General features: G+C 70.2%; 14 protein-coding genes and 1 pseudogene. 7 read left to right on the forward strand and 8 right to left on the reverse strand.

Annotated elements, in window-relative coordinates; genetic code table 11:
- Positions 1 to 70: 70 nt before the first annotated feature.
- From GUY60_RS20685 to manD, 4 genes are all read right to left on the reverse strand, one after another.
- Positions 71 to 1,102, reverse strand: a complete 1,032-nt coding sequence (locus tag GUY60_RS20685) for an L-idonate 5-dehydrogenase (protein ID WP_161700015.1) — start codon at positions 1,100 to 1,102, stop codon at positions 71 to 73.
- Positions 1,103 to 1,161: 59 nt separating this feature from the next.
- Positions 1,162 to 2,556, reverse strand: a complete 1,395-nt coding sequence (locus GUY60_RS20690) for an MFS transporter (protein ID WP_161700017.1) — start codon at positions 2,554 to 2,556, stop codon at positions 1,162 to 1,164.
- Between the two features lie 74 nt (positions 2,557 to 2,630).
- Entirely contained in the window at positions 2,631 to 4,085 is a 1,455-nt protein-coding gene (locus tag GUY60_RS20695; protein ID WP_187370087.1) for a mannitol dehydrogenase family protein, read from the reverse strand.
- Positions 4,086 to 4,090: 5 nt separating this feature from the next.
- On the reverse strand, positions 4,091 to 5,299 hold the full coding sequence (gene manD, locus GUY60_RS20700; protein ID WP_161700021.1) for a D-mannonate dehydratase ManD: 1,209 nt from the start codon (positions 5,297 to 5,299) through the stop codon (positions 4,091 to 4,093).
- A gap of 227 nt (positions 5,300 to 5,526) precedes the next feature.
- Between manD and GUY60_RS20705 the strand changes: the two genes are divergently transcribed.
- The 3 genes and pseudogenes from GUY60_RS20705 to GUY60_RS20715 form a co-directional block, all read left to right on the forward strand.
- Positions 5,527 to 6,240: a GntR family transcriptional regulator gene (locus tag GUY60_RS20705; RefSeq protein ID WP_161700022.1), complete on the forward strand. Its 714-nt coding sequence runs from the start codon at positions 5,527 to 5,529 to the stop codon at positions 6,238 to 6,240.
- 1,108 nt (positions 6,241 to 7,348) lie between these two features.
- A complete protein-coding gene (locus GUY60_RS20710; RefSeq protein WP_161700024.1) occupies positions 7,349 to 7,843 on the forward strand; it encodes a hypothetical protein in 495 nt (164 codons plus the stop codon).
- A gap of 694 nt (positions 7,844 to 8,537) precedes the next feature.
- Positions 8,538 to 8,702: pseudogene (locus tag GUY60_RS20715) on the forward strand (arsenic resistance protein); the annotation flags it as partial.
- A gap of 184 nt (positions 8,703 to 8,886) precedes the next feature.
- Here the strand turns inward: GUY60_RS20715 and GUY60_RS20720 are convergent.
- Positions 8,887 to 9,279, reverse strand: a complete 393-nt coding sequence (locus GUY60_RS20720; RefSeq protein WP_246235365.1) for an ester cyclase — start codon at positions 9,277 to 9,279, stop codon at positions 8,887 to 8,889.
- 125 nt (positions 9,280 to 9,404) lie between these two features.
- Between GUY60_RS20720 and GUY60_RS20725 the strand changes: the two genes are divergently transcribed.
- Positions 9,405 to 9,983: a PadR family transcriptional regulator gene (locus GUY60_RS20725; protein WP_161700026.1), complete on the forward strand. Its 579-nt coding sequence runs from the start codon at positions 9,405 to 9,407 to the stop codon at positions 9,981 to 9,983.
- A 20-nt stretch (positions 9,984 to 10,003) separates the two neighbouring features.
- Positions 10,004 to 10,987: an NADPH:quinone reductase gene (locus tag GUY60_RS20730; protein ID WP_161700028.1), complete on the forward strand. Its 984-nt coding sequence runs from the start codon at positions 10,004 to 10,006 to the stop codon at positions 10,985 to 10,987.
- A 353-nt stretch (positions 10,988 to 11,340) separates the two neighbouring features.
- Here the strand turns inward: GUY60_RS20730 and GUY60_RS20735 are convergent, their stop codons facing one another.
- On the reverse strand, positions 11,341 to 11,766 hold the full coding sequence (locus tag GUY60_RS20735) for a site-specific integrase (RefSeq protein ID WP_161700030.1): 426 nt from the start codon (positions 11,764 to 11,766) through the stop codon (positions 11,341 to 11,343).
- A 3-nt stretch (positions 11,767 to 11,769) separates the two neighbouring features.
- On the opposite strand from GUY60_RS20735, the gene GUY60_RS20740 reads away from it, so the two are divergent.
- On the forward strand, positions 11,770 to 12,030 hold the full coding sequence (locus GUY60_RS20740; RefSeq protein WP_161700032.1) for a hypothetical protein: 261 nt from the start codon (positions 11,770 to 11,772) through the stop codon (positions 12,028 to 12,030).
- A gap of 169 nt (positions 12,031 to 12,199) precedes the next feature.
- Here the strand turns inward: GUY60_RS20740 and GUY60_RS20745 are convergent, their stop codons facing one another.
- Both GUY60_RS20745 and GUY60_RS20750 read right to left on the reverse strand, forming a co-directional pair.
- Positions 12,200 to 12,937, reverse strand: coding sequence for an NADPH-dependent F420 reductase (locus GUY60_RS20745; RefSeq protein ID WP_161700034.1), 738 nt, complete (start codon positions 12,935 to 12,937; stop codon positions 12,200 to 12,202).
- A 117-nt stretch (positions 12,938 to 13,054) separates the two neighbouring features.
- Positions 13,055 to 13,648 carry a TetR/AcrR family transcriptional regulator gene (locus GUY60_RS20750; RefSeq protein ID WP_161700035.1) on the reverse strand — a complete coding sequence of 198 codons (594 nt, stop codon included), beginning with the start codon at positions 13,646 to 13,648 and terminating at the stop codon, positions 13,055 to 13,057.
- Between the two features lie 556 nt (positions 13,649 to 14,204).
- On the opposite strand from GUY60_RS20750, the gene GUY60_RS20755 reads away from it, so the two are divergent.
- On the forward strand, positions 14,205 to 15,609 hold a 1,405-nt coding region (locus GUY60_RS20755), incomplete at its 3' end, for an NAD(P)/FAD-dependent oxidoreductase (RefSeq protein ID WP_161700037.1).

Genomic DNA, 15,609 nt, shown 5'->3' on the forward strand with positions numbered 1-15,609 from the left:
GGGTGAGGGCGTATGCGACGGCCGATCGCGTGGACCCCGGGTGCGTTGAGACGGGGCCGGGCTCCAGGCGCTACGCGCCGGACAGCCGCAACATGACCTTGCTGCTCCCGCTCGCCGGATCCGCGGCGACGGCCAGCGCCTCCTCGGCCCGTTCCAGCGGGAAGCGATGGGTGATCAGCGGCCGCACATCCAGACCGTCCCGCAGCGCGCGCAGAGCGTCGTCGATCTCCTCGACGAAGCGGTACGAGCCGATCCAGGTGATCTCGCGGGTCACCAGGTCGCCGAGGTCGGCCGGGGCAGCCGTACCGGGCAAGTTGCCGACCTGGACGACCGTGCCGCCGCGCGCCGTGGCGCGCAGCACCGGGCCGAGCGCGGCCGGAGCGCCGGACGCCTCGAAGACCACGTCCACGTCCTGCGGCAGAACGTCACCGCGCGAGAGGTCGCGGGTCTCGTCAGCGCCCATGGCACGGGCGACGGCGAGGGACGACGCCGTCAGGTCGGCGGCGACCACCGTGGCGGCCCCGCGGTGCCGGGCGGCGGCCACGACCAGGGAGCCGATCGGCCCGGCGCCGTTGACCAGAACAGTACGGCCGCGCAGGTCGGGGACCCGGCCGACGGCGTGCAGCGCGACCGCCAACGGCTCGGCCAGGGCGCCCTGTTCGGTGTCGACGCCGTCCGGCAGCGGCCGGATCTGGTCGGCGAGGACCACCCGGTACTCGCTGAACCCGCCGTCGGTGTGCGGGTCGAAGGCCGCCGAGCCGAAGTAGCGGACGTGCGGGTAGAGGTTGGTGCGTCCGGCGATCCGCTCGGGCAGCACGCCGTCGCCGACGAGTTGGGCGGGGTGCACGGTGGCCGGCTGCCCTTCGCCGAGGCCGGTGACCCCGGCGCCGAGCGCGGCGATCCGGCCCGCGACCTCGTGCCCGAGCACCAGCGGGTGCTTGAGCGAAGCCGTACCGGACGCCCCCTTCTTCCAGTAGGCGATGTCGGATCCGCAGATCCCGCCCCACTCCAGGGCCAGGAGCACTTCGCCCGCGCCCGGCACCGGCCGGTCCCGTTCGTCGACACGCACGTCGCCGGGGCCGTGCACCACGACCGCCCTCATATGGCCTTCTCCCGTGGGGTGTTCGGCTACTGCACTTCGCGTAGGACCGGCGATCGCACTCATACGGCGTCCTCGAGGCGGACCAGGTCGCGGCCGCGTGTCTCGGGTGCGAGGAACGCGCTGACGAGGGTGATCAGCGAGTAGACGATGAGCATGACCGCGATGGGCCACCAGCTGCCGGTGACGGCCGTGAGCGTGGCCGCGAGGACCGGGCCGATCGCGGTGGCGAGGATGCCGCCGATCTCCTTGGCGAGCGCGAGCTGGGTGAACCGCGTGCGGGCGCCGAAGAGTTCGGCCATGGTCACGCTCTCAAGCGAGAACAGTCCGAGGACACCGACGTTCAGGCCGACCACCATGCCGATCATGACGCCCGGGGTGGAGCCGGAGGTGATGAGGAGCATCACCGGGAAGGCGACGGCGATGGTGAGCAGCGTGAGCGCGAGGTAGACCGGGCGGCGTCCGAAGCGGTCACCGAGCAGGCCGACCACCGGCACGGTGGCGAAGCCGACGAGCGAGCCGTACACGATCGCGTCCGTGGGGACGGAGCGGCCGACGGCGAGATTGGCGGCGATGTAACCGACGAGGAACGTCTGGATCAGACCGGAGTTGCCGGCCTGGCCGAAGCGCAGGCCGAGCGCGAGGAAGAAGGCCTTGCCCTTGCGCTGGCGGACGCCGGCGGCAAGGACGTTGCTCTGCTTCTCGTCGGCCGTGGCGATGGCGGACTCGACCTCGTCGCGAGCGAGGGCCACACCGTCCACGACGTCGGCGCGCTTCTCGAAGACCGGGCTCTCCTTGAGCCCGCGGCGCATCCAGACCGCGAAGATCATCAGTACGAAGCTGAGCAGGAAGGGCAACCGCCAGCCCCAGGAGAGGAGTTGCTCCTCACTGAGGACGGCGAGCAGGACGGCCCACAGGCCGGACGCGGCGAGCGTGCCGGAGTTGGTGCCGAGCGACACAAGCGAGGAGATCAGGCCGCGGCGGCGTACGGGCGCGTACTCGGCGAGCAGCACGGTCGCCCCGGCGATCTCGGCGCCCGCACCGAAGCCCTGGACCAGGCGCAGCACGACAAGGAGGATCGGCGCGGCGATGCCGATCATGGCGTAGGTGGGCAGTATGCCGATCAGGGTGGTGGAGGCGCCCATCAGCAGGACGGTGAGGTACAGGACCTTCTTGCGGCCGATACGGTCGCCCATCCGCCCGAAGTAGACGGCGCCGGCGAGCCTGGCGACGTATCCGACGCCGTACGTGGCCATCGCGGCGATGAGCCCGATGGCGGGGCTGACATCCGGGAAGAAGATCTTGTTGAAGACGATCGCGGCGGCCAGCGAGTAGAGCTGGAAGTCCATGAACTCCATGGCTGTGCCGAGCCAGCCCGACATGGCGGCTCTGGCCAGATCGCGTGTGCTGCGCTCCGCGGGGCGCGTGGGCTCCGCGGATATGGCGCTGTCCTTCATCGTGAACTCCGTTGTTCGGGACGGTGGTTCGGGAGCGGGGGGTGGTGGTCGGGTGTCGTTTTGCTGTGGCGGACTCAGATCTCGATACGGCCGGCCCGGAGCGCGGGCAGCCGGTCCGCGACGGCGGCGGTGAGCGCATCGTCGTCGGCCAGGTCAGGCGCTCCGAGGACCCGCAGCAGCGCGCGTATCGCCGCGACGGGCGGGCCGGAAGGCTGCCAGCAGGCGGCGAGCGCATCGGCCGCGGGGTCGGTGATCCCCGTCGAGCCGTCGAGCGCCCGGTGGGTGCCGTGCGCCCAGGCGGCGAGGGCGAGTTCGAGGACGTCGGTGGCCGCGCCACGGGCGCGCAGCTCGCGCAGGGCGGGCAGCCAGCGCTCCGTGATCTTCAACGACCCGTCGGAGCCGATCTGTTGCAGCTGGTGCCGCATCGCGGGATTGCGGAACCGTACGACGAGATCGGCGGCGTAGGCCAACGGATCGGGACCGTCGGCGGGAAGCGTCGGGGCGACCTCCGCGCACAGCGCCCGGACCAGGCGCTCGCCCCAGCCGGTCGCCAGCGCGTCGGCCACGGTGCCGCACCCGGCGGCCAGGCCGAGGTGGGCGAGCGCCGAGTGCGAGCCGTTCAGCAGACGCAACTTCGTGAGCTGGTACGGGGCGACGTCCGGCACGAACAACGCACCGTCCCGCTCCCACTGCGGCCGGGATGCGGCGAAGGTGTCCTCCAGGACCCACTGCCGGTAGGGCTCCCCGGTCACGGGAAGTGTGTCGTGCACCCCGAGTGCCGCTGCGGCGGCTGCCCGGTCGGACTCGCTCGTCGCGGGCACGATCCGGTCCACCACCGTCGCGGGAAAGGCGACGGCTTCGGCAAGGCGGGCCAGGATCATGTCGCGGTCCGGCCAGTCGGATGCCCTGACGAAGTCCTGGACGACCCGGCCGAGCGCGGCGCCGTTGCCCGCCATGTTGTCGCAGGACACGACGGAGACCGGGGGCGCACCGGCCCGCATCCGCGCGGCGAGGCCGGCGGCGAGGCGGCCCACCACGGTGGTGAGCGGACCGTCGGGCGCGGCGGCCAGGTCGGCGGCCACGGGCGCCGCCGCGATGTCGAGCCCGCCGGTGACGGGGGAGCGGTGGTAGCCCTTCTCCGTGACGGTCAGGGTCACCACCGTCACGTCCGGGTCGGCGAGCGATGCGTCGACGGCCTTCGCGTCCGGCCCCATCGTCAGCGCGCCGACCACCGCACCCACGACCCGCGAGGCACTGCCCTCGGGACGGCGTTCGGTGACCGAGTAGAGGCAGTCCTGGTCCCGCAGTGCGCGCACGGTCTCCGCCGAGCGGGGCGCGACAGCGGTGATGCCCCAGGGCTCCCCGGAGCGGGCGGCAGCGTTCTCGGTGTAGACGGCCTGGTGTGCCCGGTGGAAGGCGCCGAGCCCGAAGTGCACGATCCGGGGCCGCAGTTCGGCGGGGTCGACGGCGGGACGCAGCTCGGGTGCGAGCCGGGGGAGCGCCGCGCGGTCGAGCTTCGGCAGGTCCATGGCGCTCACCAGTCGTGCACCGAACCGTCGAGGCGGCGCGCGACCGGGAGGTAACGCCGCTGATACGGGAAACGCTCGGCGGCCTTCTCGTCGTACTCCACACCGAGCCCCGGCTCCTCGGACGGATGCAGCATGCCGTCCGCGAACGTCACGCCGCTGCGGAACACCTCGGCGGTCTCGTCCGCGTGGCCCATGTACTCCTGGATGCCGAAGTTCGGCACCGTCACGTCGAGATGCACGGCGGCGGCCATGCTGACGGGGGAGAGGTCGGTCGCGCCGTGGGAGCCGGTACGCACCTGGTACAGCGCGGCGAGGTCGAAGATCCGCCGCAGGTGGGTGATGCCTCCCGCGTGGGCGACCGTGGTGCGTACGTAGTCGATGAGCTGCTCGGTGATCAGGTCCTTGACGTCCCAGATCGAGTTCATGACTTCGCCGACCGCGATCGGCGTGGTGGTGTGCTGCCGGATGAGCCGGAAAGCCTCCTGGTTCTCGGCCGGAGTCGGGTCCTCCATCCAGAACAGCCGGCAGTCCTCGACGCTCTTGCCGAACCGGGCCGCCTCGAGCGGCGTGAGCCGGTGGTGCACGTCGTGCAGAAGATGGAAGCCGAAACCGAAGCGCTCCCGCACCGCCTCCAGATAGCCGGGCGCGAAGCCGAGGTAGGCCTCGGTGTCCCACGGCTGCTCGTCGGGCAGGTCGCTCGCGGCCGGCTCGTAGATCTTGCCCTTGCGCACCCCGTACGTGCCGCCGACCTCGGGCACGGCAGCCTGCGCGCGTACGGCCCGATAGCCGAGCTCCAGATGCCGCTCGACGTCGTCGAGCAGCGAGGGCACGTCGGTGCCGCTGGCGTGCGAGTAGACCAGGACGCCCTCGCGGGACTTGCCGCCGAGGAGCTGGTACACGGGCAGCTGCGCGGTCTTGCCCTTGATGTCCCACAGCGCGGTGTCGACGGCGGAGACGGCCGTCATGGTCACGGGCCCGCGACGCCAGTACGCGCCCTTGTAGAGGTACTGCCACATGTCCTCGATGCGAGCCGGGTCCTTGCCGATGAGCAGCGGGACCACGTGGTCGCGCAGATAGCTCGCCACGGCCAGCTCGCGACCGTTGAGCGTGGCGTCACCGAGTCCGGTCACCCCGTCCGTGGTGGTGATGCGCAACGTGACGAACGTGCGCCCGGGGGAGGCGACGAACACGTCGACGCGTTCGATCTTGCTCACTGAGGGGGCTCTCCTTTACGGCGGGGCGGGACGGACACGAGCGCCGACCGAGCCCGTCGCGGGCCGGGGACGGCTGTCGTGCAGTGCTTGTATACAAGCACTTGTCGCGCACGTCGGCAATGCTCTCGTCACCATGCTTTTACGTGAGGCCCGCCACGGGCCGCACGGCTCGCCGCCGGCCCGCAGCCGCTGGTCCAAGCCGCGCCGCCGGTACGTACGATGGGCGCATGGCTCAATCGAACGGGCGAAGGACCAGTCGGCGCGGCATCTACCTGAAGCTGCGTCAGATGGTCCTGACCCTCGAACTCCCCCCTGGCGCGGCCCTGTCGGAGAACGAACTCGCCGCGACCCTGGGCGTGAGTCGTACGCCGGTGCGGGAGAGCCTGATCCTCCTGGCGCAGGAGGGCCTGGTGCAGGTCTTCCCGAAGATCGGATCGTTCGTCTCCCGGGTGGACCCGGCGCAGGTCGCGGACGCACAGTTCCTGCGGGAGGCGGTCGAACTCGCCTCACTCGACGATCTGCCCCCGGAACCCGACCCGGCGGTCGTCGAGGAACTGCGGGACAACCTGAACCGTCAGCAGCACGAGGACCTCGGCCTCGAGGAGTTCTTCGACCTTGACGAGGCGTTCCACCAGGGCCTGATGCGGCTGAGCGGCCACGGCAACGTCTGGACCACGGTCGCCGCCGCCAAGGGCCACCTGGACCGCGCCCGGCGACTCGGCCTCCACGAAAACGTGTCCCCGGCCGTCTTCGCCGCCCAGCACCACGAGATCTTCGAAGCGGTCGTCGGCGGCAACACCCAGCTCGCCCGCACCTCCATGCGCAACCACCTGCGGGCGGTCTTCAGCGACATCGAACGCATCCGCGCCCACTCGCCCGAACTCTTCGCCACCGACCCCTCGACGGTGCCGGTGCGGCGCAACGTGGTGGTCTGGGAGTAGAACCCGGCTGGGACCGCACCCGGGCAGCCCGCGCGGGACTGCTCCTCGGCGAGAAGGGACCCGCTACGAGGCCGCCGACCCGGAGAACGGAGGCGACCCGACCCGCCGGTGCTCGACCTGGCACGCGCCCTGCGCTGGGAGCGCCGCCAGCTCTCGCACCACATCAGGCCGGGGTCTCGTACGCCGAGAGGACGTGCCCGGGGGCGGCCGCGAGGCGTTCATCATCCTCACACCTGAAGGCTGGAAGATGATCGAGCAGGAGGCCCCGGCCCACTGCTCGACAAGGTTCTCTCGCGCCTGGATGAAGGGCCCGAACAACCCAGCGCATGAATCGGCAGGCGTGTGCGGGTGGCGTTGTCCCCCGCTTTCGCCGTGCGCGTGGACGGAAGCGGTGGCACGGCCGCGGTCCAGGCTGAGGTGGCTGATCCCGCCGGAGGCCAGGCCGTTGTGGCCTTCTGGGCCCTGGCGCGGAAGTATGGCGTGCATCTCAGCTGGTACGGGAGGCTCTGCCCTCGCCGGTGTCCGCGCCGTGTCGGCCGGCCTGTATCTCGCGCCGAGGAACCGGGGTGAGGGCCGCACCATTGGCCAGGACTTTGTCCGCGAGCCCTTCTGCTTGCGCCGGCCCGGGCTGCCCGGCGGCCCCGCCGTGTCTCTGGCCGCGCCGGCACTGACCTGCCCTTGTGACGGCGGCCGAAGTCGTGCACGGTGGCTTGGACTTGGCCTCCGCGCACATCGACAGAGCGTTCGAGGGCCGCGAGTGGTGGCCAAGATCGGCGGAAGCGGTTCTGCCTGCTGTCGTGCAGCCCTGAGCGGGACCCCGAACACCCTGCCCGCGACGCGGTGCCAAGGCGGCCACAGGTGTCACTTGATGGGGTGACAGATGTTGAGCGAAGGCAAAGAGTTGAGATAGCTGAGGTGTCCTTATCACCGGCGCCCTGCGGTACTTCGACCGCGACACCGCCGGCCTCGCCGCGCTCGTACGCCTACGCCTGGCCGCGCACTGCAGCCTCACCGCCACCCTCGGCGCCGGCCCCTGCCAGGAAGAAGTAGCATCGTCGCCGACGTGGCGCGGTGAAGGCCGTCGCTTGCTGACAAGGCGGTGTGGAGCGTGGAACAGAAGAAGCCCTGGACGATCCAGTGGCATATTGCGGCAGATGGAATGGTGATCAAGCAGCGGTCCCGGGGCAGCGCGGAGCACGAACAGCTGTTCCAGCAGTTTGCGACGACGCGGACGCCGAAGATCGAGCAGCTCGATGCCATGGAGGAGGGGCTGCAGCGTGCCAGCGCCTCCGGCGAGCGAAGGTCCAGGGTCCTCCTCTACCTGGCCTACGTGGCTCTCGCAGGGCTCGTGGCCGGGATCGCGTCGACCTGGGTCGGTATCGATACCGGGTTCTTGACGCTGGGGTCGCTCGCTGTCGTCGTTCTCCTCGGGCTCAGCACGGGCGTCATCATGCGGGCATCGATCGGTCGCTATCAGCGTGCCCACCGGGAGGCCGGGTTCGAATCGTCGAACGGCGTCACGCTCGCCGCTCGCGAGGCCCGCATGATGATCAGCGATCCAGGTGCCGTCTCCGGCAGGGAGTTCGCCGCCGTCCGAGCCTGAGGGCCGACGTGCCTTTTGTGCTCTTGGTTCAGAGAACCGGCCACGGGCAAGTCCTTGGCCGCGTACGGCATTCACCGCATCGGCGACCTCCACACCGTCCCGCCCGCCACCCTGCAGCGCATCCTCGGCAAGACCACCGCCCGCCACCTTCACCGAGCGTGCCCGCGCTCTTTAGCCACTTTCGGGTGTTGTAGCGCTACACGGCATCCCCGGCCCTCTGCGGTGCGCGGCGTGGCCACCTCTCATAGCACCAACTCGACTAACTCACACGGGTGTTGGCAGGTCTACTTCAGCGACCCTTCTCGTGATGTCTCCTGGTACGCGGACAACCCGTTGTCGGCTCGGTTGCCGTCGCGGCTGAACTTCCTTGATGCGCTCGGGAAATGCTGACGCCCAGGTGATCAGCGAGCTGCTGACCGAGCGAGATCGCATTCAGGCGTCCGCACCACCCATGCGGTGCCTTCCCGACTCGGCCCCGAAGTCCTGGCCCGCACACCAGGAATCAAGTGGCCCGCCAGACCCAGCAGGACACGCGACGCCCAGGCGACTGACCAACCGAACCGCGTGCCCATGAACGGAAGCGGTAGGACAGGCTGGATGTCATCAGCGGTAGCTGTCCCGATGCGGGTTGCGTACTGAGCTTGACCTTCGAGTCGGGTTGAAGTCGCCGACGGCCGGATCGTCGACGGCCAACTCCGACGCGGCGATCACCACGACGGTGCCGCTGATGGCCGCCACTGTGCTGGTGGTGGTCGCCTCCCGGATCCCCAAGCTCGGCGACAGCCTCGCCGACGTCGCCGCCGTCGTCCCGTTCTACGTCGTCTTCCTGTTGGTATTCGAGGGTTGCAGTATTCGCCGTAGAGCGAGCAGTTCCGTACCCGGCTCGGTCACGTTGGCGGTTACAAGGTGTAGAGCTCTCGCCGAACGGGCGCTGTCTGCGCGAAGACGCCGGAGCAAGAAGAAGACCGGCCTCTTGCGGTGAACCCGCGCCTCCCGACAGCAGCAATCCCGCGCGGCAGAAGGCCCACCCGGCGCTACGAGGTTTACGGCGCCGGTACGGCACCGATCTGCTGCATCACCCCGAGGAGGTCGGGCTGGCCCCGTTCGCCGACGATCCGGCCGTCGGCCAGGTAGTAGAAGTTCATGGCCTGCACCGAGATCTTGTTGCCGCTCGCCGGGATCCCGAAGAATTCACCGTCGTGGGTTCCCCGCATGGTGAACCGCGCGGCCACGGTGTCGCCTTCGGTGACTGTCTCCTCCAGCGTCCACTGGACGTCGGGGAAGGCGCTGCGCATCATCCCGATGACTTCCATGTACCCATCGGGCCCCCGCAGTGGTTCCGGGTGGCTTGGCGCGTGGAACACCGCGTCCGGAGAAATGACCTCGCGGGCGAGATCCTCGTTGCCCGTGTTGATGAACTCGACGAAACGGTTCATCACTGACTCGGTGGACTGCGATGGCATCTTGCTGTGCCTCTCCGGAGACGTTTGGGCGGTACCTGCGAGCGTAACATCGAATCGATGTTCACATCGATTCGATGTTTGCGTGCGAAGATGGACTCATGCTGGAACTCGCGATACTCGGCTTCCTCGCCGAGGGACCCCTGCCTGGACACGAGCTGCGCCGCCGCATCTCACAGCTGACCGGCTATACGCGGCCGGTCAGCGACGGCAGCCTGTATCCGGCGATCAATCGCCTGACCAAGGCGGGCTTGATCGAGCGGCGCGCCGACCCAGCTGCGGGGGCGGCCCGGTACGTGCTCAGCCTGACCGCGGCCGGGCGGGCCGACATGCTTCAGCGCCTGCGCAAGCCCGCCGACCACGAGATCACCGACTTCACCCGGTTCTACGTCGTCCTGGCATTCCTCTCCCACCTGCCCGACGTGGCCGAACGGCACGCGGTGCTGCGCAGACGGCTGGAGTTCCTGGAAGAACCGGCGAGCTTTTTCTACGACCACGACCGGCCTCTGCGTGCCGAGGAGATCGCCGACCCCTACCGGCGCGGCATGCTGCTCACCGCCCGCGCGACCAGCCGCGCCGAGCGGACCTGGCTGCGCGAGACCCTCGGAGAGAAGCCGCCCGCATTCGACACTGCGTGTACCGACAGCGATCCGCATGCGCCCGCCGCTCCCGCGAGCTGACTGTCCACAGAGGAACCCCCATGCTTGCTTCCTGGTACGACGAACAGGGCCCCGCCGCCGATGTCCTGCACGTCGGCGAACTCCCTGATCCCGTCCCCGGCCCCGGCGAGGTCCGCGTCCGCGTCACCGTCTCGGGCGTCAACCCCGGCGATACCAAGAAGCGGCGCGGATGGCTCGGCTCGTCCATGCCCTATCCACGGGTGATCCCGCACAGCGACGCCGCCGGAGTCATCGACACTGTGGGCGCCGGCGTGGACGCCCGCCGCGTCGGACAACGGGTCTGGGTATACGGTGCCCAGTCCTACCGCCCCTTCGGCACCGCCGCCCAGTACACCGTCGTATCGGACCACCAGGCTGTACACCTGCCCGACCACCTCAGTGACGAGTTGGGCGCGAGCCTCGGCATCCCCGGCATCACCGCCCACCGCACCGTCTTCGCCGACGGCCCGGTCGACGGCCAACTGGTCCTGGTCCACGGAGTCCTCGGCGGCGTCGGCTCCCTGGCCGCCCAGCTCGCCCACTGGGCCGGCGCCACCGTGCTCGCCACCGTCCGCCGCACCCCGGACCTCCGCCACGTCGACCCGGCCGTCGTCTCCCACGCCGTCGCCCTGGACACCGGCGACCCCGCCACGGCCATCCGCTCGTACGCGCCGCGGGGCGCCGACCGGATCATCGAGGTCGCCCTGTCCGACAACGCAGACCTCGACAACGCCGTCGCCGCCAACAACGCCGTCATCGCCGCCTACGCCACCCGCGCGGACCGCACCGAGATCCCCTTCTGGCCGCTGCTGTTCAACAACGTCACCCTGCGGCTGCTCGGCAGCGACGACTTTCCCGCCGAGGCCAAGCGCCAGGCCGCCCGCGACCTCACCTCCGCAGCCGCCGTCGGCGCCCTCACCGTCGCCGTCGGCAACCGTCACTCGCTGGACGACATCGCCAAGGCCCACGATCACGTCGACGCCGGCGGTGGCCACGGCCGCATCCTGGTCACCATCCCCCAATAGCGCAGACTCACTGCTCTACCCAACTGCCTAGCCCTACGGGCCGGCCCGTCGCGCTGCCAAGTAACCGGACCAGCTCTCCATCGAGCGCGGTGTCGGCGGGCAGGCGCAGCGGCAACGATCTCGGGAAACGCCCCGGTCAGGTCACCGCCGACGCGGGAGCGGATCAGTACGCGGCCATCGGCCCGCCGGCCACGCGTGCCCGGTAGCCGTTCCACTTGGGCTCCGCCGCATGATCCGAGGGAAGGGCGGGATCGGAGGTGGGGGTGGCGAGCATCCGATCCGGCAGGTGACCAGGTCGAAGGCATGGCGGACGTCTTCCGCCGCACGCCGCGGGGCTGGACGGTGTCGCCCGGTCAGCGGATCCTGGGCAGGGCCTCGTCCGGGTGCGCGGCGTGTACGTACTTCACGGCGATGCCGGGGTGGATGCCGAAGAGGCGTACGAGGTGGACCGGATCGGCGGTCTCCCGGGCCTCGTCCAGGATGCGGTCGGCCTGTACCTGCCGTGGCAGCAGCCCGATCTGGTCGAAGGCGGCCCGCATCGCGCAATAGCTGATCTGCGGTGAAGCCGGGTGCCGGTAGGTCTGCGAGGTGATGAGCAGGTGCGGGTTGGTGGCCTGGGGCCAGCGGCGGCGGCGCTCGCGCAGCCAGTCGGCCGCCAGGTCGGTGCTCAGGTCGTCGAGGTAGACGAGGTGGATGCCTTCACCCCGGCGCACCGCCAGTGTTCGGCGGGCGAGGTCGGGGTCGGCCAGGTCGAGCCGGGCGACCTCCACGGCACGCACGGCGTGGATGGCGACCAGACCGACGATGAGGCGCGCGGCGGGACCATCCAGCCGTTCCAGGGCCCGGCCAGTCGATCGCTGGACAAGGGTCTCGGCAGGTGTACTCCAGCAGGCAACTGCAGCCCGGCCGTGGGGTTGAGGAAGATCAGCCGCTCCTGCTTCATGGCCCGGAAAATGCTGCAGCACGCTGAGCAGCCCGCGGGCCACGTTGCCCTGATGGCGGGCGAGTTCGCTCGTGATGTGATCGGCGGTGATCTGCCGTAGGTCCAGGCCGGCCGCCGTCCACGCGGTCAGGGTCGGCCAGGCGATGCGCAGGTAGCGACTCGATGTTCCCGGTGCCGAGAATGCCGATCTTCATGGTGAAACTCCTCGTCCGGAACGGAACCCAGGTTTCGGTGACGTGGGTTCCGGCTGTGTGTTCGCGGCGGGTGGCTCAGCGGTGGGCGGCGCGGTTCATCTCGACGACGTCGTCGACGGTGGGGTTGTCCGGGAGGGCGGCGAAGCGTTCCGGGAGGCTGTCGCGGACGGCCGTGTCCTTGACGCGGTCAGCCGCGGCCAGGGCCGCCGGCAGCTCGTCGAGGGTCAACTCGGTGCAGTAGGCGGGGCCGTTGGGCTGCTGGCGCCAGGAGTCGGCCAGGGGGCCTGCGTCGTACGGGTCGAAGCCGGTGTCGTCCACGAGGCTCATGGCCACCTTCCGCGCCTCGTCGGAGTCACCGGCGACCGGGATGGCGATACGGCCGGGTGTTCCCGCCGGGACGCCCCGCGTGCGCTGGGTCTCGGCCAGCGCGGCGTTCCACGCCTTGATGACGGGACGGCCGAGCAGCTCGGCGGTGTACACGCTCTCCACCTGGCCGTTGTCCACCGCCTCGATCGGCTCGCTGAGCATGCCCGGGTAGTAGTTCGAGGTGTCGATGACCACTGTCTCGTCGGGCACCGAGGCGAACAGGTCCGCCAGCTGGCCCGCCACCCCGAACGGGATCGACAGGACGATCACGTCCCTGTCCTGGACCGATTCATTAAGGGCCACCGCGCGAGCACCGGACTCCAGCACCTCCGCCCGGACGGCCTCGGGGCCGCGGGCATCGGCCACCTGTACCTCGTGACCGGCCGTGCTGAGCTTGGAGGCGAGGTTCCCGCCGATGGCGCCGGCTCCTATAACAGTGATTTTCACGATTTGTCCTTTGACGGGTTGTACTGCGCCACCCGTGAAGATGGCGCCATGTCATGTCTGTGCGTGGTCGAGAGGTCGGGCGGTACCCGGCCGGACCGGATCCGGATTATGTGGCGCTTACGCCTGGGTGTCCCGCTCGCGGTAGCCGCTCGCGATCAGTGCGCGAAGTCGGCCGAGCGACTCCTCGTCGGTGCCGTTGCCCTTGATCCAGGCAAGGGAACAGGCCGCGAGGAACAGGTCGTACCCCTGCACCGATGCCCGCACGTGTCCCGCGTGCTGCGCCGCTCGCACGTACTGGTCGGTGGCGGTGATGAGGATGTCGCAGGGAATCGTGAGCGGGCCGTCCGGCTCCTGCGCCCGGGCCGCGGCCATGAGCGGTTCCGGCAGGCCGCTGTAGGCGCTGAAGTACTCCTCCATCGCCCGCAGCCATTGCTCCAACGCCTCGGCCGGGTCGCCGAGTTGCTCGATGTCCGCCTGGCGGGCCACGAGTTCCTCGGAGCGGGTCTGCAGCACGGCCGCGAGCAGCGCTTCCCGGGTGGGGAAGTGCCGGTACAGGGTTGCGGGCCCGACGCCTGCCTCCTTGGCCACCGCCTCCAGGGAGGTGCCGACCCCATGCCGCAGGAAGTGCCGCTGCGCGGTCTCAAGGAGGACCGCGCGGTTGCGCTGGACGTCCGCGCGAGGCTTGCGCCCCTGGTGACCGCTGGTGGCCATGCATCCTCCTGTCTCCGGTGACTACGGAGGATGCATCAAAACGGATGCAGCCTCCGTATGCATTCGAGAGTAAAACGGAGGGAGACTCCGGTCAAGTCGGCGGCTCGACCGCGGAGCCCGGACAGTCAGACTGGAGCCAGAAAATTTCCAGCTCGAAGGCGGCACGCTGTATCTCCTGGAGTACCGCTGCCTCGAGCAGAGGACCCTGCCGCGTGAGACCGCCACAGCCAGTCACGAGTTACTCAGGCCCTCAGGAGGAGACGTGCCGGAGGGCATCATCGTCGGACTGGCCGAGCAACTGAGCTGAGAGGCGCTCGGATCAGAGGCTGGTGTTCTTCAACTTCCCGCGCCTATCGGCTCGTCAAGGCGACCGGAATCAGGCCAAGTTCAGCCCCGCATACGGGTTTTCGCGCCGTAAGTGATCAAGTTCGGGGGATCATTCGGCCAGCGAGAACGGAACGTGAACGGCATCAAGGAACGGCTGATCGCCAACAGACCCGTGACACGGTTCCCCGGCGGTGGTCGTTGACGTCACAGGCGTGTGGGGGTGCGGTCGGTGGGCCCGAAGCGGGTGGACTTCATGGTGGTCGGCGACGGTGTTCTGGGCCGGTCGATCGCCTACGCCCTGGCCTCGGCGGAGCCGACCGCGCGTGTCGCACTCAGCGGGCGCCGGGGCGAGCAGAGCGAGCAGGGCGCTGCTTCGGGTGCGGCGGGAGCCATGCTCAGCACCGTGGGCGAGGTGACAGCCGCGACTTCCCGCACCGTCCACGGCCGGCTCCGGCTGAGCATGGCGGTCCAGGCGGCTGACCGCTGGCCACGGTGGCGCGATGAGATCCGCGCGTACGCCGGAGCCGGCGCACCGGTCGACGACGGCTACGGCACGGGCACGTTCATCCTCCTCAACGCCGTCTCCGCGCGCCTGGACGAGCAGGCGTTTCACGCCATCGAGGCGGCGGCCCGCCGGCACGCCCTGCCGGTGGAGCACACCGATCCGGCGGACATCCCCGGCTACCGTCCGCTGGACAACGACCGTGCCCTGCGCGCCCTCCACCTCCCTGCCGAGGCGTTCCTCGACGCCCGCCGCTGGCTGGCCACCCTCGACGCGGCCCTGCACGCGCTGCCCAACCTCGCCCGGACCCCTGCGGGGCTGCTGCGAGCGGCCGGCGATGACTACACCCTGCACACCGGCGCCGACCGGTACACCGCGCCCACCGTGATCGTCGCCGCGGGGGCCTGGACGACGCCGCTGCTCGCCCGACTCGACCCCGATCTGACGGTTCTGCCGGTGGTCTGCGCCGAGGGCAGCGCCGTCAGCGTCGATGGCCCCACCCCGCTGCGCAGTGTGCTCCGCACTCCCAACCGCGCCTATGCCTGCGGGCTGCACGCCGTCCCCCAGGCAGACGGCGCCTGGTATGTCGGCGCCACCGCCCAACCCGCGATCTCCCCCGGAGAGCGCCCCACTCTGGGCGGCGTACGTTTCCTCCTCGACGCGGCACTCGGCCAGCTGCACCACGGCCTGACCGGCAGCGCACTGCGCCAACTCCACCACGGCAACCGGCCGATCGGTCTGGACGGCCACCCGCTGCTCGGCCAGACCGCACGGCCGGGCCTGTGGGTGGCCACCGGCACCCACCGCGACGGACTGCACGCCTCCCCGCTCATCGCTCAGGAACTCTCCGAAGCCCTCCTGCACGGCACGCCCAGTCACATCCTCGCCGCCTGGCGCCCCGACCGAGCCCTCATCAACGACTGGACGGCCGCCGAAGCAGGGAGGGAAGCCGCCTCCCACCACCACGCGCTGACCGCCGAATCCCGCATGCGCCCACCGCTGACCGGCAGTTGGCCCGACGCACTCGCCACTGCCTACCGCCACCAGCTGGACGAGGCCTACGCCGCCATGCCCGACGGCTACGTCCCACCGCCCGAACTCGCGCCTCTGGCCTACGAACACGGCCCCGCCC

The sequence above is a fragment of the Streptomyces boluensis genome (assembly GCF_009908195.1).
Classification (GTDB): domain Bacteria; phylum Actinomycetota; class Actinomycetes; order Streptomycetales; family Streptomycetaceae; genus Streptomyces; species Streptomyces boluensis.

Excerpts from the sequence above, each read along its gene's own strand:
- GUY60_RS20725 (WP_161700026.1), top strand. The coding sequence starts at position 9,405 with ATGCTGGAACTCGCGATACTCGGCTTCCTCGCCGAGGGACCCCTGCCT.
- GUY60_RS20695 (WP_187370087.1), bottom strand. The coding sequence starts at position 4,085 with ATGGACCTGCCGAAGCTCGACCGCGCGGCGCTCCCCCGGCTCGCACCC.
- GUY60_RS20750 (WP_161700035.1), bottom strand. The coding sequence starts at position 13,648 with ATGGCCACCAGCGGTCACCAGGGGCGCAAGCCTCGCGCGGACGTCCAG.
- GUY60_RS20685 (WP_161700015.1), bottom strand. The coding sequence starts at position 1,102 with ATGAGGGCGGTCGTGGTGCACGGCCCCGGCGACGTGCGTGTCGACGAA.
- GUY60_RS20720 (WP_246235365.1), bottom strand. The coding sequence starts at position 9,279 with ATGAACCGTTTCGTCGAGTTCATCAACACGGGCAACGAGGATCTCGCC.
- GUY60_RS20730 (WP_161700028.1), top strand. The coding sequence starts at position 10,004 with ATGCTTGCTTCCTGGTACGACGAACAGGGCCCCGCCGCCGATGTCCTG.
- GUY60_RS20690 (WP_161700017.1), bottom strand. The coding sequence starts at position 2,556 with ATGAAGGACAGCGCCATATCCGCGGAGCCCACGCGCCCCGCGGAGCGC.
- GUY60_RS20705 (WP_161700022.1), top strand. The coding sequence starts at position 5,527 with ATGGCTCAATCGAACGGGCGAAGGACCAGTCGGCGCGGCATCTACCTG.